At 71.8% G+C, this 20733-nt stretch carries 18 protein-coding genes; 7 read left to right on the top strand and 11 right to left on the bottom strand.

The genetic code is table 11. From position 1 onward, the window contains the following. The first annotated feature begins 328 nt into the window (after window positions 1-328). Entirely contained in the window at window positions 329-769 is a 441-nt protein-coding gene (locus ACIHFE_RS23285; RefSeq protein WP_400109199.1) for a subtilase-type protease inhibitor, read from the top strand. Window positions 770-877: 108 nt separating this feature from the next. Here the strand turns inward: ACIHFE_RS23285 and ACIHFE_RS23290 are convergent, their stop codons facing one another. From ACIHFE_RS23290 to ACIHFE_RS23310, 5 genes are all read right to left on the bottom strand, one after another. Further along, entirely contained in the window at window positions 878-1804 is a 927-nt protein-coding gene (locus ACIHFE_RS23290; protein ID WP_400109201.1) for a S1 family peptidase, read from the bottom strand. A gap of 321 nt (window positions 1805-2125) precedes the next feature. Next, the gene (locus ACIHFE_RS23295) at window positions 2126-3001 is read right to left on the bottom strand and encodes a slipin family protein (RefSeq protein WP_400109202.1); all 876 of its coding nucleotides are present in this window, start codon (window positions 2999-3001) and stop codon (window positions 2126-2128) included. A gap of 126 nt (window positions 3002-3127) precedes the next feature. Beyond that, entirely contained in the window at window positions 3128-4021 is an 894-nt protein-coding gene (locus ACIHFE_RS23300) for a S1 family peptidase (protein WP_400109203.1), read from the bottom strand. Between the two features lie 170 nt (window positions 4022-4191). Beyond that, complete coding sequence (locus ACIHFE_RS23305; RefSeq protein ID WP_400109205.1) at window positions 4192-4956, bottom strand: FMNH2-dependent monooxygenase; 765 nt, start codon at window positions 4954-4956, stop codon at window positions 4192-4194. A gap of 791 nt (window positions 4957-5747) precedes the next feature. Continuing rightward, window positions 5748-7001: a DUF5685 family protein gene (locus ACIHFE_RS23310; RefSeq protein WP_400109207.1), complete on the bottom strand. Its 1254-nt coding sequence runs from the start codon at window positions 6999-7001 to the stop codon at window positions 5748-5750. 236 nt (window positions 7002-7237) lie between these two features. Between ACIHFE_RS23310 and ACIHFE_RS23315 the strand changes: the two genes are divergently transcribed. Next, on the top strand, window positions 7238-7672 hold the full coding sequence (locus tag ACIHFE_RS23315; protein WP_400109209.1) for a cell division protein SepF: 435 nt from the start codon (window positions 7238-7240) through the stop codon (window positions 7670-7672). A 21-nt stretch (window positions 7673-7693) separates the two neighbouring features. On the opposite strand, the gene ACIHFE_RS23320 is transcribed toward ACIHFE_RS23315, so the two are convergent. Together ACIHFE_RS23320 and ACIHFE_RS23325 are read right to left on the bottom strand one after the other, a co-directional pair. After that, window positions 7694-8884 (bottom strand): acyl-CoA dehydrogenase family protein, encoded by a 1191-nt coding sequence (locus ACIHFE_RS23320; RefSeq protein WP_400109211.1) that lies wholly within the window; start codon window positions 8882-8884, stop codon window positions 7694-7696. 92 nt (window positions 8885-8976) lie between these two features. Further along, window positions 8977-10551 carry an MFS transporter gene (locus ACIHFE_RS23325; protein ID WP_400109213.1) on the bottom strand — a complete coding sequence of 525 codons (1575 nt, stop codon included), beginning with the start codon at window positions 10549-10551 and terminating at the stop codon, window positions 8977-8979. 124 nt (window positions 10552-10675) lie between these two features. Between ACIHFE_RS23325 and ACIHFE_RS23330 the strand changes: the two genes are divergently transcribed. Both ACIHFE_RS23330 and ACIHFE_RS23335 read left to right on the top strand, forming a co-directional pair. After that, entirely contained in the window at window positions 10676-11857 is a 1182-nt protein-coding gene (locus ACIHFE_RS23330; RefSeq protein ID WP_400109214.1) for a hypothetical protein, read from the top strand. Window positions 11858-12158: 301 nt separating this feature from the next. Further along, window positions 12159-13157: a phosphatase PAP2 family protein gene (locus ACIHFE_RS23335; RefSeq protein WP_400109215.1), complete on the top strand. Its 999-nt coding sequence runs from the start codon at window positions 12159-12161 to the stop codon at window positions 13155-13157. A 66-nt stretch (window positions 13158-13223) separates the two neighbouring features. On the opposite strand, the gene ACIHFE_RS23340 is transcribed toward ACIHFE_RS23335, so the two are convergent. Continuing rightward, window positions 13224-13439 (bottom strand): I78 family peptidase inhibitor, encoded by a 216-nt coding sequence (locus tag ACIHFE_RS23340; RefSeq protein WP_400109217.1) that lies wholly within the window; start codon window positions 13437-13439, stop codon window positions 13224-13226. A 429-nt stretch (window positions 13440-13868) separates the two neighbouring features. Here ACIHFE_RS23340 and ctaD point away from each other — a divergent pair, with 429 nt between their 5' ends. Then, window positions 13869-15530 carry a cytochrome c oxidase subunit I gene (gene ctaD / locus ACIHFE_RS23345; RefSeq protein WP_400109219.1) on the top strand — a complete coding sequence of 554 codons (1662 nt, stop codon included), beginning with the start codon at window positions 13869-13871 and terminating at the stop codon, window positions 15528-15530. A 7-nt stretch (window positions 15531-15537) separates the two neighbouring features. On the opposite strand, the gene ACIHFE_RS23350 is transcribed toward ctaD, so the two are convergent. Together ACIHFE_RS23350 and ACIHFE_RS23355 are read right to left on the bottom strand one after the other, a co-directional pair. After that, window positions 15538-16434 (bottom strand): hypothetical protein, encoded by an 897-nt coding sequence (locus tag ACIHFE_RS23350; protein WP_400109221.1) that lies wholly within the window; start codon window positions 16432-16434, stop codon window positions 15538-15540. Further along, on the bottom strand, window positions 16431-17681 hold the full coding sequence (locus ACIHFE_RS23355) for a glycosyltransferase family 4 protein (RefSeq protein WP_400109223.1): 1251 nt from the start codon (window positions 17679-17681) through the stop codon (window positions 16431-16433). Before ACIHFE_RS23355 ends, ACIHFE_RS23350 begins: the two co-directional genes overlap by 4 nt. A 237-nt stretch (window positions 17682-17918) precedes the next feature. On the opposite strand from ACIHFE_RS23355, the gene ACIHFE_RS23360 reads away from it, so the two are divergent. Further along, window positions 17919-18701, top strand: coding sequence for a hypothetical protein (locus ACIHFE_RS23360; protein WP_400109307.1), 783 nt, complete (start codon window positions 17919-17921; stop codon window positions 18699-18701). Window positions 18702-18853: 152 nt separating this feature from the next. Continuing rightward, entirely contained in the window at window positions 18854-19180 is a 327-nt protein-coding gene (locus ACIHFE_RS23365; protein WP_400109225.1) for a hypothetical protein, read from the top strand. Between the two features lie 33 nt (window positions 19181-19213). On the opposite strand, the gene der is transcribed toward ACIHFE_RS23365, so the two are convergent. Further along, window positions 19214-20677 carry a ribosome biogenesis GTPase Der gene (der, locus tag ACIHFE_RS23370; protein ID WP_400109227.1) on the bottom strand — a complete coding sequence of 488 codons (1464 nt, stop codon included), beginning with the start codon at window positions 20675-20677 and terminating at the stop codon, window positions 19214-19216. Window positions 20678-20733 lie beyond the last annotated feature (56 nt).

A 20733-nucleotide genomic window follows, 5' to 3' on the forward strand; every position in this document is an offset into this window, starting at 1 on the left:
TGGGCGTGTCGCCCATACCAAGCAGCGGCTCAACACCCCCTTAAAACATCGTTCCCAAGGTGCGCACGGTCTTTACACATCGCTCACAAGACATCCGCACTGGTCAACACTCCTGAAACATAAAGAGCCCAACTTCCCTGCCAAACCGGGCAACCGGCCGGCACCGGATCCGCTCCCGCACCCCGGAGCCCCGCTATCGGCATCGATTCACGCCATTACCGCACGCTTTCACTTGGCGACTAAAAGTGAGCGATCCATGTGCATTCATGCACGGGTTGAGCAAGACTGCCGTCCGGAATCTGCACCCACGAGCAAGGGAGTGTTCGGAATGCGGTACATCACTGGGGGGATCGCACTGGGGTCCGCACTGGCCCTGGGCAGCCTGGTGGCGGCCGGGACGATGGCTACCGCCGCGCCCGCCCAACCCGCGGCACAGCACAGCCTGTACGCGCCCTCAGCGCTGGTACTGACCATCGGTCAGGGCGACTCGGCCACCGCGGGCATACAGCGCGCGGTGACGCTCAGCTGTATGCCCGGGCCCAGCGGCACTCACCCGGACTCCAGCACCGCCTGCGCCCAACTGCGGCAGGTCGGCGGCAAGTTCGACGAGCTCACCGCCACCAAGGCCGACACCTTCTGCACCAAGGAGTGGAACCCGGTCACCGTGACGGCGGCCGGCGTCTGGGAGGGCCAGCGGGTCAACTACAGCCACACCTTCGGCAACCCCTGCACGGCCAAGGCGGCCAAGAGCACCGTCTTCGAGTTCTGAGTCTTCGAGTTCTGAGTTCAGGCTCTGAGCTCACTGCCGGACAAAAGCGGCCCCCGGACACCGTGGAGGTGTGTCCGGGGGCCGCGGTCCTCGGCGGCGGCGGACGGGTCAGGGCTGGATGCCCGCCCCGTACGCCTTCAGTGCCTGTGGCACCGGCTGATAGTAAGTCTCCCCGCCCAGCGCGCAGTTGCCACTACCCCCGGAGGTGATGCCCAGCGCGGTATCACCGTCGAAGAGCGGGCCACCGCTGTCCCCGGGCTCGGCGCAGACATCGGTCTTGATCAGCCCCTCCACCCGCCCCTCGGGGTAGTTGACGGTGGCGTCCAGGCCGGTGACCCGGCCCTCATGCACCCCGGTGGTGGAGCCGCTGCGCCACACCCGCTCCCCCAGGTACGCCTCCCCGGCCCGGTCGATCCGCTGCAGGCCACCGCCGGGCAGCCGCACCGCGCTCGGGTGGTCGGCCGGCGCCGTGTACCTGGCCAGGGCGTAGTCATGTCCCGGGAAGACGGAGGCCACGGTGTCCGCCAGCGGCCGGCCGCCCCGGCTGTCCGACCAGACGGGCACCGCGTTGCCGCAGTGGCCGGCGGTCAGGAAGTAGGGCTGCCCGTCCTTGACCACATTGAAGGCGGCCGAACAGCGCGCCGACCGGCCCCAGATGGCGTCCCCGCCGGCCAGCAGCCGGCTCAGCCGGGTGGTGGTTCTGCGCACCAGCACGGTGTCCCCCAGCCGGGCGGCGACCCGCTTCAGCCGGGCCATCCGGGTGCCGGTGACCGTGGGGTCGACGGTGACCACCACCCGGTGGGCCACCGGGTCCGTCACCCAGGCGGTGCCGGGGATGGCGGCCTCGGCGTCCAGGGCGCGCCGGGCCGAGGTGAGCGCGCCCGTCGAGGCGGCCCGGGCGGCGGTGTGGGCGGCGGCCGGACGGGCCGGGGACGGACTGGCGCCGGCCGGCTGCGGGGTGAGCGCCAGCGCACCGAGGGCCGCCGCGACCACGCCGGTCAGGGCGGCTCGCACCGGCAACAGAAGGATCTTCAACTCGGCACCTCCAGTGGGGGGTCGGGGCCCCTGGGCGCGTGGCCCGGGCGGACCCGGAGGACGAACGACACAGCCGCACCCCCGGTAGGAGGTCGCGTCCATGCCAAGTTGTGGGTCCGAGTGTCCCGACTGGGGCAGGGGGTGCACAAGGGCGACTTCCAGTCGCGCGTATGGTCATGCATGCGCCCCCGTCACGCGCACCACGCCCGCCTTGGTAGAAGCAAGCCCCGTGCGGGGCACGGGGCTTGGGTGAACAGCCTGACAGACGGCGTGGCCAACAGCCTGGCAACCGGCGTGGCAGACGGCGTGGAACCGGCGCGATCAGGCCAGTCCGGCCATGGTCTCCCCCTCGGCCGACTCGCCCTCAACCTCCTTGCGCCGGCCGCCTTCCGGCCCCTCGACGGCTTCCCCGGCCGGCCCGGGCGGTGGTGCGGTGCCGCCCTGGGAGCGCTCCAGGAAGCGCAGCAGCTCCACCGGGAAGGGCAGCACCAGGGTGGAGTTCTTCTCGGCGGCGACCGCCACCACGGTCTGCAGCAGGCGCAGTTGGAGCGCCGAGGGCTGATCGGCCATGGTCGCCGCGGCCTCGGCCAGCTTCTTGGAGGCCAGCAGTTCGGCATCGGCGTTGATCACCCGGGCCCGGCGTTCACGCTCCGCCTCCGCCTGCCGGGACATGGAACGCTTCATGGTCTCGGGCAGCGAGACATCCTTGATCTCCACCCGGTCGATATGCACGCCCCAGCCGATGGCCGGGCTGTCCAGCATCAACTCCAGTCCCTGGTTGAGCTTCTCCCGGTTGGAGAGCAGATCGTCCAGGTCGCTCTTGCCGATGATGGAGCGCAGCGAGGTCTGCGCCATCTGGGAAACCGCGAAGCGGTAGTCCTCGACCTGGATCACCGCCTCGGCCGGGTCCACCACCTTGAAGTAGACCACCGCGTCCACCCGGACGGTGACGTTGTCCCGGGTGATGCCCTCCTGGGCGGGCACCGGCATGGTCACGATCTGCATGTTCACTTTGCGCAGCCGGTCCGCGCCGGGGACGATCAGGGTGAATCCGGGCGGCCGGATCTCCGGCCGCAGCCGCCCCAGGCGCAGCACGACACCGCGCTCGTACTGCTTGACCACCCGGGCCGCCGCCACCAGGTACACCGCACCGGCGGACGCCGCCGCCACCAACGCCACCACAAGGTCTTCGACCATCTCACGGCCCCCTGCGTCACACGAAGGGTGATATGTCCACGGTATGCCCGTGCGGGGGTGGGGTCGAGCCCCCGGCGGCGGGTGCGGCCGGGGGCTCAGGGGGTGTGGCGGGGGGTGTTGGCGGGCTCAGAAGACGCTCACTCCATAGGCGCTGAGCGCGGGGACCACGGGCTGGAAGAAGGTCGTTCCGCCCGTGCGGCAGTTGCCGCTGCCGCCGGAGGTCAGGCCCAGGGCGGTGGAGCCGGAGAACAGCGAGCCCCCGCTGTCTCCGGGCTCGGCGCAGACATTGGTCTGGATCAGACCGCGGACGATCTGGCCGTTGCCATAGTTCACCGTGGCGTTCAGGCCGGTCACCCGGCCCCCGTGCACTCCGGTGGTGGAGCCGCTGCGCTGGACGTTCTGGCCCACCCGGGGGGTGGCGGCGGAGGTGATGCGCCGGCTGGAGCCGTTGTAGAGGTCCACCGCGCTGGGGTGCGGGAGCGTGCCATTGGCGTACTGGACGATGCCGTAGTCGCTACCGGGGAAGTTGGTGCCGGTGGTGGGGCCGACGTTGGTGCGGTGGCCGGCGTCGGTGTAGTAGGGGGGCCTGCCCTGGGTGCAGTGCCCCGCGGTGAGGAAGTAATAGGTGTTGCCCCTGCGGACGTTGAAGCCGACCGAGCAGCGCCAGCTCGGGGCGTAGATGGCGTCGCCGCCGGCCAGCAGCGGCCGGAGGGTGCCGGGGGTGCGCTGGACGCGTATCGCGTCCGCGTCGGAACCGGCCGCGCGTCTGATCCGGGCGATGCCGGCCGCGGAGACGGTGGAGTCGGCGGTCACCACCAGGGTGCCGGTCCGCTGGTCCACCGCCCAGGCGGTGCCCGCCACATCGGCGGACCGTACGGCGTCGGCCGCGACGGAGAGCCGGGCGGCGGAGTACCCGGCCGCCTCGGTGCCGGCGGCGTGGGCGCCGGTGGCGGTCAGCGCGGAGGCGGCGGCGAGCAGGCCGGCCGCCAGGGCGCTCGCCCAGGCTCGTGTTGTCCTCATGAATGTCCTCCCGCGGTGGGGGTCGTCGGGGGTCCATGGGCCGCCTCGGCGAGCCATGAGTGAGGGGCGCGACGTCATTCCGATTACGTCGTGCCCCTGCCAAGCACTGGGGTGAGTATTCGGCCGGGTCCGCAGAGGCACAAGGGCTGTTTCGGCCTTCGCCCCGCCCGTCAGCCCGTCACAGGCTCGGGTGAGGTACGGGAAAGGCAAAGGTGCTCCCGGAGGGTGTTGCCGGGATAGAAGTTCCTTAACAGGCCCCGGTGTTGGAGCACCGGGACCGTGGCGTCCACCAGGAGGGGCAGGTCCCGGTCGGGATCCCGGGGCCGGAGGTGGAAGCCGTCCACGGTGCCGTCGGTGTACCAGGCGGCGATCAGCTCGGCGAGGGCGACCGCGTCGGCGGAGGCGTCCAGGGCCACCGGCAGCGAGGCCAGCACCACCGTCCGCCGGACGCCGTCGCCGCCCCGCAGCCCGTCGGCGGCTGCCCGCACCCGGTGCGGGGCGGCGGTGGGCGCGGTGCGCAGGAACACGAGCTCCGCAGCACAGGCGGCGGCCTCCCGGACGGACGCCTCGGCGGCATCCACCGCGATCACCGGGCGCCCCCGCGTCCGGCCCTCCCGGAGCCGGGCGACCGCCTCGGCACCCGGCACCCGCACCACCCAGCCGACCCGGCCCCGGCCGATCCGGTCCAGGGCGGCGGTGGGGGTGGTCGCCGTAACGGCGGCCACCAGACCGATCCGCTCGGTGGCCGCCACCACCCGCGCCGGTATGGCCGGCGCGTCATGCCCCTGGCCCAGGTCATCCAGGGTGACGAAGTCCAGCCGCCCCCGCTCGGCGAGCCGGATGTCGCGGATATAGCGGACAAGGGGGTCGGGGTGGCGGGCGCCGGGCCGGTCCAGGGCGACGGCCAGGTGGAGCGGGTGGATGGGTGCGGGCATCGGGGTCCTTCGGCTGGGGTGGGACTGGATGCGGGGTCGCGGTAACGCCCGGGCGTCCGGGGTGAGTTGCTTCACCTGCCCGGTGGGCGGTCTGCGCCCACGAAGGCCTCCGGCCCGCGCCACCGATTCCGAACCGGCGGTAAAGGGCCGGTGGTTGCCCGGTGCACCGGGCAACAGGCCGTCATGGCAGCGAGCCGCGCCGGGGAGGTGGCGGGCCGGACATGGCGTCGCCGCACCCCAACCCCGGGCGAGCACCCCGCAGCCGGCGAACGACACCGGCGCATCCGGCGGATCGCCGGGCCCCGACAGCGACTTGGGTTCGTCCGGGGCAGCGGCCGGCCGGGGCCGGCCGGAGGTGATTTCAAGCGGGTCCCGACGAGACCCGTACCGCACGGCCCCGCCCCGGCGACGACAAAGGACGGGGCGGGGCCGCGCGGCAGCGGAGTGGCTTTCCGGGGCGAGCATGGTGAAGGGCTCCCTGTGGGATCGGCACGGACCGTGCCGCCTTCACCTGTGGCCGCGCCCCTCAGCACAACCTGCCGCCGAGGCTATGCCGGGGGCCTGGGCCACTGTCAAGGCCGTCCGCACTGCGGACAGCTCATCTCACCATCACTGGACGGGAGTTGACGGCATACCGGATGCCTGTTCCACTTGCGCCATGCATGCGAGGCAGCGGCATATCGACTTCTGCCGGGTGTGGTCGGCTTCCTGTCAGGGCTGACTCAACGCCCGCTCTGCCACCACGCCTTCACCCATGCGCCACTTCCCCTCCGGCACTCGCCTCACAACGGTCAGCAGTCGCAACCGCAGTCGCAGCCATCACAGCAACCGCCGTCACAACAGTCACAGTCACAACCGTCGCAGTTACTGCATCCATTGCCACACCGGCAGCAGTCACCGCAGCAATCGCAGCCGTCACAGCAATCGCAGTCACAGCTGTAGCACCAGCCTTCGCGCGGCTCTCCGGACCAGGGATCCAGATAGGGGTCACGGCAACACACCTGGCACGAACAGAACATCAGGGTGAACATCGCGCACCCGGCCAGCGCCCCGCGCCGCGGCCCCCGTACCGGAGGCTCCGGCGGCGCGGGCGGCGGCGGCATCACCGGCGGCGGTCCAAAGGAGCCCTGCGGCCCCTCCGGACGCCCCGAATGCCCGTGCGTGGCGCAGCCGTCGGTGGCAAACGCCCGGTCCACCGCGCGCTGGAGTTCATGCGCCAGCAGCAGATGCGCCAGCCTGCCCTGTGCCTTGCTCGCGAACTCCACCTCACGCAGGGCCAGTCGGACCCCGTGCACCGCGTCGTCACACAGCCGCCGCACCTCGGTCAGCTCCGCGCCGGTGGCGGCGATCGGGTTCCAGGCGCCGGTCCCGGCGTCCTGCTCCAAGTCCTCGACCGCGTCCAGCAGATGGGCCAGCCGCCCGAAGAGCCGGCCCGCCTCCTCCAGCGGCGCCCGGTTCCCGGGGCGGCCGGCCAGCACGGCGGTGTGGCCGAAGGCCGCGGCGGTCGCGGTCTCGGTGGGCTCGGTCAGCACCAGCAGCGGAGTGCCGATCCCGGCACGCGCCTCCAGCCCGGTCTGCCGCTCCACCGCATCGGTCAACAGCGCGGTGTCGAAGCCCAGATCGGCTCCCGTACGCGCGCCCGCCCGGTCCCAGTTGGCGGCCACCCGGCGGGCCGCGGCGGCCAGCGGACGCCGCGCCAGCGCCCCGTCCCCGTCGGCGACATGGTCACGCAGCTTGGCCGAGGCCAGGACCAGCGAGACCGAGGCGGCCAGCCTGGCCCCCTCGCCCCGCGCCACCGGGGCGGTGCGCATCCCGCGCAACGGGCAGGGCCCGGCCGTCCGCCGCCATGCCCCGGCCTGTTCGTCCGACTGCGCCTGCGCCTCCACCAAGACGGATATGACCAATCCGTCGTAATTAGTCGCGACTCGCGCGAATTGTCCGTGATCACCCCTCAACGCCAGGCAGAGACCGCAGAGATGAGCCAGCCACTCGGCCTGCATACGCTGGGACAACCGATGCCGACATGGCCGGACTATTCCGAACAAAACCTTCCCCCGTGTGTAGCCTCCGACAACCCGGCGCATCCTAGCCATAGGGTCAGCAGCGACCGGCTTCGGCCCGGTGGGGCGAGGTTGTTTCAGGGTTCTGACACACCGACACCTGCTTTGCACCAGATGCGTCACGAAATCCTCGCTTGGCCCCCATCCACTTGGCACACCATCCGCATCATGGACGACCATAGGGGGGCGGGCGGAACACACCCGTGTGAGAGGAGGCGTCCATGGGTTCGGTGCGTAAGGCGAGTGCCTGGCTTGGGCTCGTCGACGACAACGACGAGCGCTACTACGACGACGAGTACGCCGAGGGGCCCGAGCCCGGTGACTCCTGGGTGACCAACCCCAGAGTCCGGGTGGCCGACGAGGCGGCCCAGGACCAGGGCACTCGTATCGCCACGGTCACCCCGGACGGGTTCCGGGACGCCCGTGGCATCGGCGAGCTGTTCCGGGACGGCATCCCGGTGATCGTCAACCTCACCGCCATGGAACCGAGCGACGCCAAGCGGGTCGTGGACTTCGCGGCCGGGCTGACGTTCGGGCTGCGCGGCTCCATCGAGCGGGTGGCCACCCGGGTCTTCCTGCTCACCCCCGCCGACTACCAGGTGGTCAGCGGGGAGCCGATCAGCCGCGCCAACGGCGGCTTTTTCAATCAGAGCTGACGGCCTGACGGCCGGGGGTGCTCATCGGAACGCGTCAAGACCGGTGAGCGCCTTGCCCAGCACCAGCTGGTGCATCTCCACGGTGCCCTCATAGGTGAGCACCGACTCCAGGTTGGTGGCGTGCCGCATCACGGGATACTCCAGGGAGATCCCATTGGCGCCCAGGATCGTCCGGGCGGTGCGGCAGATCTCGATCGCCTCACGTACGTTGTTGAGCTTTCCGAAGCTGACTTGTTCCGGACGCAGTCGTCCCGCGTCCATACGCCGTCCCAAGTGGTGCGCCAGCAGAACGCCCTTGTGCAGTTCCACCGCCATATCGGCCAGCTTGGCCTGGGTGAGCTGGAAGCCGCCGATGGGCCTGCCGAACTGCTCGCGGGTGCGGGCGTATTCCAGCGCCGACTCAAAGCTGGACCGGGCGGCACCCAGCGCGCCCCAGACGATGCCATAGCGGGCGTGGCTCAGACAGCCGAGCGGGCCGCGCAGGCCGGTGACCTCGGGCAGCACCGCGTCGGCGGGCAGCCGTACCTCGTCCAGCACCAGCTCGCTGGTGACCGAGGCGCGCAGCGACCACTTGTGCTTGATCTCGGGGGCGGAGAAGCCGGGGGTGTCGGTGGGCACCACAAAGCCCCGGATGCCCTGGTCGGTCTGGGCCCAGACGACCGCGACACCGGCCACCGAGCCATTGGTGATCCACATCTTGCGGCCGGTGAGGATCCAGTCGCCGCCCGCGTCCCGCTTGGCGAAGGTCCGCATCCCGGCCGGGTCCGAGCCATGGTCCGGCTCGGTCAGCGCGAAGCAGCCGATGGTCTCGCCCGCCGCCATGCCGGGCAGCCAGCGCTCCTTGTGCTCCTCGGAGCCGTAGCGGTGGATGGCGTACATCGCCAGCGAGCCCTGGACGGAGACCAGGGAGCGGATGCCGGAGTCGGCGGCCTCCAGCTCCAGGCAGACCAGGCCGTACTGGACGGCGCTCGCCCCGGCGCAGCCGTAGCCGTTGAGCGTCATGCCCAGGGCGCCCAGCGCGCCCAGTTCCCGGGTGAGTTCGCGGATGCCGGGGAGTTCGCCGCGCTCATACCAGTCGGCGATATGCGGCAGCACCCGGTCGGCGGCCCACTGGCGTACGGTCCGGCGGACCGCCAGGTCCTCGTCGTTGAGCAGGTCGTCGACGCCCAGCGGGTCATGGGGGTCGAAGGGCGGCAGAGCTGCTGAGGGCATGGCGGCCTCCGGTGATCATCAGCGGGTCGGCACCGACGCTACGACCGGGTAACCCCCGGCGTCCAGACCCTGCCCCAGACCCTGCCCCGGGCTCAGCCCGCGGATTCCGCCGCTCTGGGCAGGCGCAGCGCGGCGAGCGCGCCGAGCAGCAGCAGCACGGCGCTGGCCACCAGGGACAGGTGCATGCCGTGGACAAAGGCGTCGCGGGCGGTGTGGCGCAGGGCCTCGCCCTGGGGGCCGCCCAGGCGGTCGGCCACCTCATATGCCTCGCCCAGGGAGTCGCTCGCGGAGCGGGCCGCGGCGCTCGGTACGCCCGGCGCCGAGCCGACCGCGGGCGCGTAGGCGGCGTTCATCACGCTGCCCAGCAGGGCGATGCCCACGCCCGCGCCCAGTTGGTAGGAGGTCTCGCCGATGGCGGCCGCCCCGCCGGCCGACTGGGCGGGCGCCTCGCTGAGCATGGACTCATACGCCCCGAACAAGGTGGTCTCCAGGCCCAGTCCGAGCACCAGGAAGCAGCCGGTGAGCAGGCCGGGCCGGTCCTCGCGGCCCAGTGCGGTCAGGGCGAGCACGGCGGCCGCCGTGAGGACGAAGCCGGCCGCCACCATCCGGCGCGGGCCGAAGCGGTGCAGCACCCGGGAGCCGGCCAGTCCGGCGGCCATCGCCGCCAGCGTCAGCGGCAGCAGCCGCAGGCCGGTCTGCAGCGGGGTCAGGCCGAGGATCAGCTGGAGGTACTGGGCGGCTATCAGCTCCAGGCCGACCAGGGCCAGCATGGCCAGCACAATGCAGCCCACCGAGGTGCCGAAGGCCGGGCGGGCGAACATGGCCAGGTCCACCAGCGGGTGCCGGCGGCGGCGCTGGCGGCGTACGAACAGCACCAGCAGGGCGCCGCCCAGCGCGGGCGGCACCACGGTGGCCAGCGACAGCGGTTCGGCCCCGCCGATCCGCTTGACGCCGAGCACCAGGCCGAACAGGCCGAACGCGGCCATCAGCGCGCCCAGGACGTCCCAGGGTCCATGGCGGTCGCCGGTGGATTCGGGCAGCAGCCAGCGGCCCACCGGGAGGCTCACCGCCATCAGCGGGATGTTGATCAGGAAGACCGAGCCCCACCAGTAGTGCTCCAGCAGCAGCCCGCCCAGCAGCGGTCCGGCGGCGGCGCCCACCGCGGCCACCGCGCTCCACACCCCGATGGCCAGGGCGCGTTCCCGCCGGTCGGGGAAGATCTGGCGCAGGATGGACAGGGTGGCGGGCATGATCATCGCGCCGCCGGCGCCCAGCAGGGCCCGGGCGGCGATCAGCACCTCGGGGGTGGGGGCGAAGGCGGCCAGTGCGGAGGCCAGACCGAACAGGCCGTACCCCAGCAGCAGCACCCGGCGCCGCCCCACCCGGTCGCCCAGGGTGCCGAAGAGGATCAGCAGCGAGGCGCAGACCAGCGGGTAGACGTCCACGATCCACAGCAGCTGGATGGCACCGGGGCGCAGGTCCTCGGTGACGGCCGGGACCGCGACATGCAGCACGGTGGCGTCGATGGCGACGATCAGCAGGCTGACGCAGAGGACGACCAGCACGGTCCAGCGGCTGACGCCGCCACCCGGGCCGGGCCGGGGGCGGGAGCGCTGCCGGGGCACGCCCGAGGCCCACCGGGTGCCGGCGGGAGCCGTCCCGGACATTCGCCCACCTCCGTGTCAGGTCCCGGCAGACGGGCCCGGACGGGCCCATGGGACAAGTGAGACGCCAGATTACGCGAGGTCCGCCGGGGCCCCGCCGCGGCACGGTTGGGTGGGGGATGCCGCGATGCTGGACAATCGGCCGGTGACGACCCTCGCCCCGCTCCCCGGCATACGCACCGCCCCCGGCGTCGATGACGCCCGTCCGGCGGTGCGCCGGGCCCTGCCCGCGCTGCTGGTGTACGCGGGGATCCGGGCGCTGGGTCTGCTGGTGCTGGCGGTGTGGGCGCAGTCGGCGGGCCGGAGTCCGCACCAGTTGCTGTCGGCCCGCTGGGACTCGCTGTGGTACTCGCGGATAGCGGAGCAGGGCTATGGCTACACGCTCCATCTCAGCGGCGGCCGGGTCCACTCCGATATGGCGTTCTTTCCGCTGCTGCCGGGGCTGGAGCGGGGGCTGTCGGCGGTGCTGCCGCTGTCCGCGGCCGACGCGGGGCTGCTGGTCAGCGCCCTGGCCTCGGTGGCAGCGGCCTGGGGGATCTTCGCGGTGGGCGAGCTGTTGTACGGGCGGCGGGCGGGCATCGCGCTGGTGGCGCTGTGGGCCGCGCTGCCGGTCGGCATCGTGCAGTCGATGGCCTACTCGGAGTCGCTGTTCACCGCGCTGGCGGCGTGGAGCGTCCATGCCGTGCTCACCGGGCGCTGGCTGCGGGCGGGTGCGCTGGCGGCGCTGGCCGGGCTGACCCGGCCGGTGGGTGCCGCGGTGGTGGCGGCGGTGTGGCTGACGGCGGCGGCCCGGCTGTGGCGGCGGGGCCGGCGGGGGTCCGGGCGGATGCTGCTGGGGGTGGCACTCGCTCCGCTGGGCTGGCTGGCCTATGTGGCCTGGGTGGGGGTGCGCAGCGGGAGCGTCACCGGATATCTGGATGTCCAGGGCGGCTGGGGCAATGGCTTCGACGGCGGGCTGGCCTTCGGTTCCTTTGTGGTCCACCTGCTGGGCGGTCCGTCCTTCGCCGCCGGGCTGGGGCTGCTGGCCGGGGTGGGGCTGGTGATCTGGCTGTATGCCGCCGGGGTGCGGCAGCGGCAGCCGCTGCCGCTGCTGGTCTATGGCGGGGTGGTGCTGCTGCTGGCGCTGACGGCCAAGGGGTATTTCGGCTCCAAGCCGCGTCTGATGATGCCGGCGTTCCCCCTGTTGCTGCCGCTGGCGGTGGCCCTGGCGAGGCTGCGCACGCTACGCGCGGTGCTGATCATGGGTGGCGTATCGCTGGCCGCGGCCGGGTACGGGGCCTTCTGGCTGCTGGGGTCCGGTCCTCCGTGATCGTTGCGATGGTCGTTGAACGGCGATCTCTGCGGTGATCGCTTTCCGGGCGGGCGGCGGTGGGAAACGCCGTTCAACCGCCCGGCCAATCACCGATAAACGGCCGCATTCGAAAAGAATTAAAGGCGCCGGGACGGCCGGCATGACCCGGACGCGGATTCTTTAACTCATTCTTATTTCGGTACGGGCCGGGAGGCGGCCGTGCCGAAAGTCGCGTTTGAGACGCATTCCACATCACATCGTCATCACAAATCGGCCGGAGCGGCAGGACCCTCCCGTCACGCAATGTAACGTCGATTGGGTGCGTACCAACGACGAGCTCGTCCGGACGGAGGAGCCACCGACCGCCGCGCCCGAGCGGCCGACGATGACCCGGACCCGGGTGGGCCTTTTCACGGCCACCTGCGTGGTCTATGTGGCCATCGTGATAGGTGTGCTGACCACGTCCTGGCCGGTGCGGTTCGACTGGCAGGTCATGCTCTTCCGGCCGTACAAGCACTGGCCGGAGATCCACACCTTCCTGGACTACTACGTGGTCCTGGGCCAGCGCGGGCCGACCGCGCTGGCGGTCGCCGCCTGGCTGGGCTGGTGCTCGTACAAGCGCCGGACGCTGCGGCCGCTGCTGGTGCTGGGCACCTCACTCCTGCTGCTCAACGCCACGGTGGGCGCGGCCAAGCTGGGGATGGGCCGGCTCGGTCCGCACTACGCGACCGTGATCGGCTCCAATGAGATGTTCGCCGGCGGGGACATATTCCCCTCCGGCCACACCGCCAACGCCGTGGTGACCTGGGGCGTCCTCGCCTATCTGGCCACCACCCCGCGGGCCCGCCGGATCAGCTCGGTGATCGCGGCGCTGCTGGCGCTGGGCGTCGGCATGACCACGGTCTACCTGGGCACCCACTGGATGAGCGATGTGACGCTGGGCTGGACGGCCGGTCTGCTGGTGCTGCTGGCCCTGCCCTGGTTCGAGCCGCTGATGGCCCGGGCCGAGGTGTGGCTGCTGGCCGCCTGGGCCGCCTGTCGCACCCGCCGGACTCAGGTGCCCGGCCCCGTCGTCGCGGTCGGGGTGCTGCCGCAGCGGACCCCGGTGCACGACGAGCTGCCGGTGCGCGAGGTGGTGGGCGCGGCCGGCCGCGCCCGGTCCACGGAGGCCCGTCCCCTGCCGGCCGCCCGCCCGCACACCGTCCGTGCCGAGCGGACCCCGGTCAGCCCCAGCGGCAGCCGCCGCCCGCCGCATGCCGACCGGGCGCCGCGCACCGCCCCGCTGGGCCCGGCGACGGGCCGTGGCAGGACCGCCTGACGCTTCCGAGGTTTCGCGGACGACGGCCGCTCCGGGTTCTCCCGGGGCGGCCGTCGCCTTGCCGCCTCAGCCCTTCCAGCAGCGCCGCACCCTGCCGTCGGCCACCTCGAAATTGAGCCGCCCGGCCACATACTCCAAGGTCACCACGGTGCCCGGGGGCAGCGAGCGCACCGTGCTCCAGCCGCGCTCCCGGGCCAGGCCGGCGGCGGCCCCGGCGGTGAGGCCGAGGTACTGCCCGAGGTCGTCATCAGGGTCGGGGGGAAGGTTCGGCAGCGACACCATGACAGCCACGGTAGGCCCCCGTACCCCCTCCGGTCACACTTCCGTCACAGAAAGCGGGACGGGGTTTATGGCCCCCGGGCCGCGCACCGAGGGTTCTTCCGGCCCCGGAAATCGCCGGAAATCGCGGCCCGAAACATATCCGGACGAAATTTCACAACACCTTTCCGAGCGCCTGCCGGGGGCCTCCGCCAATTATCCTTCCAGTCACGCCGGAGGCGGCCGCCGGAAGCCCGTGGCCGGGAATTCCGGACGGCCCGGCGGGCCGGCTCCGCAATCAACCGGAATATTTAATTCCGGAAGATCCCCCTGAGTCGCGGCTCCGCCCCGAAGGCACCCTCGCGCCGCCCGCCGGGGACGAGCATCATGGCGGGGACCCGAAAGAACCCGGATGCACAACGGGCCGTACGGCCGGAGAGCGAGGGGGCACGGATGGGGACCGAGACAACGCCGGCGAGCGAGGCCCCGGCGCGGGAGCGGCGGCCGGGCGCGCTGGTGGTGGACTGGCTGACCACCACCGACCACAAGAAGATCGGCAGTCTCTATCTGATCACCTCGTTCGGCTTCTTCCTGGTGGCCGGGGCGCTGGCCATGCTGATGCGGGCCGAACTGGCCCGGCCCGGGCTGCAGTTCCTGACCAATGACCAGTTCAACCAGGCGTTCACCGCACATGGCACGATCATGCTGCTGCTCTTCGCCACCCCGGCCTTCGCCGGTTTCGCCAACGCGATCATGCCGCTGCAGATCGGCTCCCCGGACGTGGCCTTCCCCCGGCTCAATATGTTCGCCTACTGGCTCTATCTCTTCGGCGGCCTGCTGGTGGTCGGCAGCATGCTCACCCCCGAGGGCGGGGCCTCCTTCGGCTGGACCGGCTATGCGCCGCTGAACAACGCGGTCCACTCACCCGGTGTGGGCTCGGACCTGTGGATCATGGGCCTGGCGCTGTCCGGCTTCGGCACCATCCTGGGCGCGGTCAACTTCCTGACCACCATCATCGGGATGCGCGCCCCGGGGATGACCATGTTCCGGATGCCGGTCTTCACCTGGAACGTGCTGTTCACCTCGGTCCTGATCCTGCTGGCCTTCCCGGTGCTGGCGGCGGCGCTGCTGTGCCTGGAGGCGGACCGCAGATTCGGCGCGGTGGTCTTCGAGGCGCCGAACGGCGGGGCGCTGCTGTGGCAGCACCTGTTCTGGTTCTTCGGGCACCCGGAGGTCTACATCATCGCGCTGCCGTTCTTCGGCATCATCAGCGAGATCATCCCGGTCTTCGCCCGCAAGCCGGTGTTCGGCTATCTGTCGCTGATCGGCGCCACCATGACGATCACCGCGCTGTCGGTGGTGGTCTGGGCGCACCATATGTTCGCCACCGGGGCGGTGCTGCTGCCCTTCTTCTCGTTCCTGTCCTTCATGATCGCGGTGCCCACCGGGGTGAAGTTCTTCAACTGGATCGGCACCATGTGGCGCGGCTCGCTGTCCTTCGAGTCACCGATGCTGTGGGCGGTGGGCTTCCTGGTGAGCTTCCTGTTCGGCGGGCTCACCGGGGTGATCCTGGCCTCTCCCCCGCTGGACTTCCATGTCACCGACACCTACTTCGTGGTGGCGCACTTCCACTACGTGGTCTTCGGCACCGTGGTGTTCGCGACCTTCGCCGGCTTCTACTTCTGGTGGCCCAAGTTCACCGGCAAGATGCTGGACGAGCGGCTGGCGAAGATCCACTTCTGGACCCTGTTCACCGGCTTCCACACCACCTTCCTGGTGCAGCACTGGCTGGGCGCCGCGGGGATGCCGCGGCGGTACGCCGACTACCTGGCCGCGGACGGCTTCACCGCGCTCAACACGGTCTCCACCATCGGCGCCTTCCTGCTGGGCCTGTCCACCCTGCCGTTCCTCTACAACGTCTGGCTGACCGCCCGGTACGGCAAGCCGGTGGCGGCGGACGACCCCTGGGGCTTCGGCCGCTCGCTGGAGTGGGCGACCTCCTGCCCGCCGCCCCGCCACAACTTCGCCTCGATCCCCCGGATCCGCTCCGAGTCCCCCGCCTTCGACCTGCACCACCCCGAGGCGGCCCGGCAGACCGCCCCGGCCGCTCCCTGACGGGCGATCAGCTCACCGGGGGCCGCTCGTCCACCCGCACCGCCAGGTCGTTGTCGGCCGTGTAGTACGGGCCGACCTCGGCCGGCGCGTACGGGGCCGCCACCGGCAGGCCGGGGTAGACGAAGATCTGCTTCTTGTCCGCCACATCGTCCAGGATCCGGGCCAGCCGGGCCTCGGCGGAGCCATCGGAGCGGCGCAGCCACAGGTCCCAGACCTCCAGCCCGCCCTTCCAGTCGGCGCACAGCTCGGGGTAGGAGAGGGTGAAGGTGAAGTCCTCGCCCTCGGCGGTCACCGGCGCGGTGCGCACCTGTGCGGAGCTGCGCCTGGAGCGGGCCTCCACAAAGGCCCCGGTGAGCCACTCCCGGGGGTTCTCCACCCGGTAGAGGGTGCCCCGGCCGCTGATCCCGGTGTCGTCCAGCTTGAGGTCCCCGGCCTCGGCGTGCGGGGCGCGCAGCCAGCTGCGCACCGAGAGGTTGCCGTGCTTGGTGGCATAGGGGATGCGCACCGCCAGCGGCGAGGTGCTGGGGCCCGGCCTGCGGTCCACCAGCGAGCGCAGATCGGCCAGTCCGGGCAGTAGCCGCTGGTTGCCGGCCTCCCCGCAGTCCACATGGACGTCCCAGCGTCCCTCGGCCATCGCCACGGTGCTGGGCAGGACGGCACGCAGCCGCCCGTCGCCGTTGGGAGTGAGCGGCAGGCGGACCTCATCGGCCTGGTCGTCCCCGCCGCGGCGCAGCAGCACCAGGGCCTGCGGCCAGTGGGCGGAGCCGGCCGTGCCTTCGGGGGCGTCGAGGTCGAAGGTGAGTCCGCCCGCGGAGTCCGCGATGCAGTCGGCGCGCGGCGGGGCAGACACGATGGTGGACTCCTCGGGGGTGGTGGGGTGGGTGGGGTTACGCGGGTCCGTCATGCGGCACGCACCCGGCGCAGGGCGGAGCGGCCGGCGTCCGTGGTCCGGATGGCGCTGCTGAGCAGCGCTCCCCGGGTACGGTGCAGCGAGCCGCGCAGGGTGCCGCGCCCGGCCAGCTCGCCGAACAGCCGCTCGTACCGCCCGGCGATCTGGGCCGGGTCGAAGCGGGCCGCGTTCTCCAGGGCCTGACGGCCCATCCGCTTGCGCAGTTCGTCGTCGTTGATCAGCTTCAGCAGTCCGGCGGCGATGGCGTCGGGCTTGCCGACCGGCACCAGCAGCCCGTCGGTCCCATTGTCGATGATCTCCTTCGGCCCGTGCGGGCAGTCGGTGGAGACCACCGGCAGGCCGCAGCGCATGGCCTCCACGATGGTCATGCCGAAGGATTCCAGGCTGGAGGTGACGGCGCCGATGGAGCCCTTGACCCACTCCGGGTCGATCGGGTTGGCCGGGCCCATCAGGAAGACATGGTTGTACAGGCCCAGGTCGTCGATCAGCTTGCGCAGCTTGGCCTTCTCCACGCCGGCGCCGTAGATCCGCAGCCGCCAGTCGGGGCGCTCGGCGACGACCTTCTTGAAAGCCTTGATCAGCACGTCATAGCGCTTGGCCGGGGCCAGCCGGCCGGCCGCGACCACCCACTTGCCGGTGCCGTCGGCGGGAGTGACGGCGGGGGCCGGGATGCTGTTGGGCACGGCCTCCACCCGGACGCCGGGCAGCCGCATCAGCTTGCGGTAGGTCTGGGCGTCGGCCTCGGTGACGGTGGTGACCGCGTCCAGGCGGGGGTAGTGGGTGCGCAGGGCCAGCTTCAGCGGGGCGGAGTGGGTGGAGAGCGTCAGGTGCTCCTGGCCGACCCGCACCGGTCCACGGCGCGCCTGCTGGGCGATGTGCACATTGAGGCCGGGGCGGGTGCCCACCACCACATCGCAGTCCAGGGAGCGCAGGTGCTCGGCGATCCGCCGGTCGGTGAGGGCGCTGTACTGCTTGTAGCGGCCCTCGGCGGCCGGGAAGACGGTGGCCGGGCGCCGCATCTCCGGCTCGTCGCCCTCATAGCCGGGTCCGTCCTTGCGCAGGTCCACGAGGTGGCGCAGCCGTACGTTGCCGGGGGTGGCGAAGACGGGCTCCTCGCGGTGCCGGAAGACGGAGACGATCTCCACGTCATGGTGCTCGGCAAGGGTGCCCGCCAGGTTGTACGTGGTGCGGATCGTGCCGCCGATGCCATAGGCATTGTGAATCAGGAATGAGATGTGCATTCGTCCCCGCAGCCGGTGTGCGTGCCTGGTGGCTCGCCTCCTGAGAGGTTAGAGCGTACTCAGTGGCATCCGGTTCGCCTTCGGTGGCAACTCGTTCACCGGAGGATGAGCGTTCGGTGACCGATGCCCCGGGAGCCGGGGCGTGACCCCGGCCGTGCGTCGTCCGTTGTCCTCGTTACGAGCCGGGAACCGCCCGGCCCTCTGCACCGAAGTTTCGAGGAGCCCTCCGTGCCCCGCATGCTGGACGTCAGCGACGACGTACGCGCCGAGATCGGCGACGAAGAAGCGGACCGACTGCTCGGCGGCGGCAACGCCCCGGGCACCTATGAGTGCACCTCCTGCCGTGCCGTGGGAGACAGCGAGCGGGACCGCACCAGCACCGTGCTCTTCGTCGGCGAGGAATCGGCCGTGCTGGCCTTCGCGCACGCGGCCTGCATCCCGTCCCAGGTGGTCCCGGTCTCCGAGGAGCAGCTGCAGAACGCGGTGCGCTCCATCACCGGCGGGGGCGCGGCGCCCGCCGAGCCGGCGGTGACCGCCGAGATGCCGCTGCAGGCGGAGCTCGGGGTCACCAGCGGCCTGCTGCTGATCAACAACGATGTGCAGCCCACCCTGGTGGTGGAGCCGCTGAGCCCGATCGCCCGGCCCGGCACCAATGGCCCGGTGGATGTCTTCCTGGAGCTGCTGACCGAGCAGGGCTTCGCCCCGGTGAGCACCGTGAACCGGATCCCGGACCGCAATCCGGGCTGGTCGGTGCTGGTGGCCATGGGCCAGCTGCACGCGATTCTGCAGCCCAGCCTGGCCGGCGGCTCCCCGGTGGCCTGGTGGCAGGCCCACCAGGCGATGCAGGTCGCCGATGAGTGGCGGTCGGCGGTCAAGCGCACCCAGCGGGTGGTGGTGTTCGCGGCGCCGGTGGGCACCATCGGGCAGCAGTCCCGGGAGGACCTGCTGCGCGAGGCCCTGGACCGGGCCGCGGCGGCGGGCCGGCTGGTGGGCGCGTCCATGCCGCTCGCGGGCACATGATCGGGTTCACGCTCCCTCGCACGCTCCCCGCGCTCCTTGGCCCGGGGCGTCAGTCACGGCCGTGACCGCATCCGTTGGGCCGCGGTGTCGTTGGCAGGGATGTGTACTCTTACGAACCCTCCCGGACCTCGTACCAGAACTACATCCCCGGCATGCGGCCACCCCGCGACACCGCCGACCGGAGCCGCCCGGAATCGGTCACCCCGATCTTCGACGCCCTGTGCTCCGAGTACCGCCGCGCCTTCCGCACCCTGCCGGGTGACCGCGCGGGCGAGGAGGAGCTGGGTTTCAAGGGCTTCGGTGCCCAGCAGTCGGCGCCGGGCACCGGCTACTACGGCCAGCTGACCGGGCACTCCCCCTACCCGGGCCACTCCGGCTACCCCGGGAGCTGGGACACCTACCACGCACCAGGGCGGCAGCGCGGGCAACTGCCCGCACTGCCGCCCGGTACGCGCGACGGGCGCGCGCGAGGGTTCTAGGCGCGGCCGGGCGGTCCGCCGCCCGGCCCGGCGTCACTTCTTGCGGCCGCGCTTCTCCCGCACCCGCACCGAGATGTGGACCGGCGTCCCCTCGAAGCCGAACTCCTCGCGCAGCCGCCGCTCGATGAAGCGGCGGTAGCCGGCCTCCAGGAAGCCGGAGGCGAAGAGGACAAAGCGCGGCGGACGGGTGCCCGCCTGGGTGCCGAAGAGGATGCGCGGCTGCTTGCCGCCCCGGATGGGGTGCGGGTGGGCGGCGACCAGCTCGCCCAGGAAGGCGTTGAGACGGCCGGTGGGCACCCGGGTCTCCCAGCCGGCCAGCGCCGTCTCCAGGGCCGGGACCAGCTTCTCCATGTGCCGGCCGGTGCGCGCCGAGACATTGACCCGGGGGGCCCAGCTGATCTGGCCGAGCTCGGTCTCGATCTCCCGCTCCAGGTAGTAGCGGCGCTCCTCGTCCAGGGTGTCCCACTTGTTGATGGCCAGCACCAGGGCCCGGCCCGCCTCCACGGCCATGGTGAGGATCCGCTGGTCCTGGACGCTGATGGACTCCGAGGCGTCGATCAGGACCACCGCGACCTCGGCCTTCTCCACGGCGGCGGCGGTGCGCAGCGAGGCGTAGTAGTCGGCGCCCTCCTGGAGGTGGACCCGGCGGCGGATGCCCGCGGTGTCCACGAACTTCCAGGTCTTGCCGCCCAGGTCGATCAGCTCGTCCACCGGGTCACGGGTGGTGCCGGCCAGCTCGTTGACGACCACCCGCTCCTCGCCCGCCACCTTGTTCAGCAGCGAGGACTTGCCGACGTTGGGACGGCCGATGAGGGCCACCCGGCGCGGGCCGCCGGCAACGCCGCCGCCGAAGGTCTGGGCGGGGGCGGTGGGCAGCGCTTCCAGGACCGCGTCCAGCATGTCGCCGGTGCCGCGGCCGTGCAGGGCGGAGACCGGGTGGGGCTCGCCCAGGCCCAGCGACCACAGCATGGCGGCGTCGGCCTCGGCGGAGGGGCCGTCGACCTTGTTGGCGCACAGCACCACCGGCTTGCCCGCCCGGCGCAGCAGCTTGACCACGGCCTCGTCGGTGTCGGTGGCGCCGACCGTGGAGTCCACCACGAAGACCACCGCGTCGGCGGCCTCGATGGCGAACTCGGCCTGGGCGGCGACCGAGGCGTCAATGCCCAGGACGTCCTGCTCCCAGCCGCCGGTGTCGACGACCTTGAAGCGGCGGCCGGCCCACTCGGCCTCATAGGTCACCCGGTCCCGGGTGACGCCCGGCCGGTCCTCCACCACTGCCTCACGGCGGCCGATGATGCGGTTCACCAGGGTCGACTTGCCGACGTTGGGGCGGCCGACCACGGCGAGGACGGGCAGCGGGCCGTGCCCGGCGGCCGCCAGCTCGCTCTCGATCTCCTCGGCCTCGAAGCCCTCCTGCGCCGCGAGCTCCATGAACTCCGCGTACTCGGCGTCGCCAAGCTCACCGTGCTCGTCGCCGGTGTGGATCTGGTCGTTCATGAAGTCCGTTCCTTGCTGTCATCGGCGGGACCCTTACGGCCCGCTACTAAAAGTCT

The organism is Streptomyces sp. NPDC052396, assembly GCF_044593195.1.
Taxonomy (GTDB): domain Bacteria; phylum Actinomycetota; class Actinomycetes; order Streptomycetales; family Streptomycetaceae; genus Streptomyces.

Excerpts from the sequence above, each read along its gene's own strand:
- ACIHFE_RS23285 (WP_400109199.1), top strand. The coding sequence starts at position 329 with ATGCGGTACATCACTGGGGGGATCGCACTGGGGTCCGCACTGGCCCTG.
- ACIHFE_RS23295 (WP_400109202.1), bottom strand. The coding sequence starts at position 3,001 with ATGGTCGAAGACCTTGTGGTGGCGTTGGTGGCGGCGGCGTCCGCCGGT.
- ACIHFE_RS23300 (WP_400109203.1), bottom strand. The coding sequence starts at position 4,021 with ATGAGGACAACACGAGCCTGGGCGAGCGCCCTGGCGGCCGGCCTGCTC.
- ACIHFE_RS23305 (WP_400109205.1), bottom strand. The coding sequence starts at position 4,956 with ATGCCCGCACCCATCCACCCGCTCCACCTGGCCGTCGCCCTGGACCGG.
- ACIHFE_RS23315 (WP_400109209.1), top strand. The coding sequence starts at position 7,238 with ATGGGTTCGGTGCGTAAGGCGAGTGCCTGGCTTGGGCTCGTCGACGAC.
- ACIHFE_RS23320 (WP_400109211.1), bottom strand. The coding sequence starts at position 8,884 with ATGCCCTCAGCAGCTCTGCCGCCCTTCGACCCCCATGACCCGCTGGGC.
- ACIHFE_RS23325 (WP_400109213.1), bottom strand. The coding sequence starts at position 10,551 with ATGTCCGGGACGGCTCCCGCCGGCACCCGGTGGGCCTCGGGCGTGCCC.
- ACIHFE_RS23330 (WP_400109214.1), top strand. The coding sequence starts at position 10,676 with ATGCTGGACAATCGGCCGGTGACGACCCTCGCCCCGCTCCCCGGCATA.
- ACIHFE_RS23340 (WP_400109217.1), bottom strand. The coding sequence starts at position 13,439 with ATGGTGTCGCTGCCGAACCTTCCCCCCGACCCTGATGACGACCTCGGG.
- ctaD (WP_400109219.1), top strand. The coding sequence starts at position 13,869 with ATGGGGACCGAGACAACGCCGGCGAGCGAGGCCCCGGCGCGGGAGCGG.
- ACIHFE_RS23350 (WP_400109221.1), bottom strand. The coding sequence starts at position 16,434 with ATGACGGACCCGCGTAACCCCACCCACCCCACCACCCCCGAGGAGTCC.
- ACIHFE_RS23355 (WP_400109223.1), bottom strand. The coding sequence starts at position 17,681 with ATGCACATCTCATTCCTGATTCACAATGCCTATGGCATCGGCGGCACG.
- ACIHFE_RS23360 (WP_400109307.1), top strand. The coding sequence starts at position 17,919 with ATGCTGGACGTCAGCGACGACGTACGCGCCGAGATCGGCGACGAAGAA.
- ACIHFE_RS23365 (WP_400109225.1), top strand. The coding sequence starts at position 18,854 with ATGCGGCCACCCCGCGACACCGCCGACCGGAGCCGCCCGGAATCGGTC.
- der (WP_400109227.1), bottom strand. The coding sequence starts at position 20,677 with ATGAACGACCAGATCCACACCGGCGACGAGCACGGTGAGCTTGGCGAC.